Genomic DNA, 677 nt, shown 5'->3' with positions numbered 1-677 from the left:
TTGCGCATCAGCCTACGGGCGGCAGCCGCGTCCCGCCGTGCCTGAACCAGGACCTCGAGCACCTCACCCTCGGCATCGACAGTGCGCCAGAGGTACATCGGCTTGCCGCCGATCCGGACGAACATCTCGTCGAGGTGCCATCGCCGGTGCGGCACCGGCCGCTGCGCGCGGAGGCGCCGGGCGATCACCGGGCCGAACGCACTCACCCATCGACGGACCGTCTCGTACGACACCTCGATGCCGCGCTCGGTGAGCAGGTCCTCGACGTCGCGGTAGCTCAGAGTGAAGCGGAGATACATCCAGACGGCGAGCTGGATCACGTCGGATGGGAAGCGATAACCAGAATAGTCAGGCGGGGTCATAACGACCGCTAAGCCCCTCACGGGCGCCACGCAAGGCCGCGAACGTGACAGGCCCACCGCGGATGACCTGGCCAGCCAGCACCCTGCTCGCCGCGGACGCCCGCGAGGCCATAGCGCCTCCTTCCTTTCCATCGAGGCGAATGGCGACCGAGGAAGTCCGGCAACACCTACGCCCTGCAAGCCCGAGCACCAAGCTTGGGCGGTATCGCGTCAGCGCGCGACGGCAGCCACGCGCTGTTGTCGGGTCTTCAGGAGGTCCAGCGCCTCCTCGTCTTCGGGAGGCAGCGGCGTGATCGCGATGTCTGTGTAGGGTGC

1 protein-coding gene is annotated in these 677 nt (G+C 67.7%); it reads right to left on the bottom strand.

What is annotated here, in order from left to right:
• Window positions 1–362: IS6 family transposase (locus FFK22_RS42065; RefSeq protein ID WP_143957031.1), on the bottom strand; the 362-nt coding region annotated here is incomplete at its 3' end.
• Between the last annotated feature and the right edge of the window lie 315 nt (window positions 363–677).

Source organism: Mycobacterium sp. KBS0706 (assembly GCF_005938675.2).
In the GTDB taxonomy this organism is placed as follows: Bacteria; Pseudomonadota; Alphaproteobacteria; order DSM-16000; family Inquilinaceae; genus Inquilinus.
The sequence above is the reverse complement of the archived record's forward strand: the minus strand, read 5'-3'. Positions and strand labels throughout refer to the sequence as shown.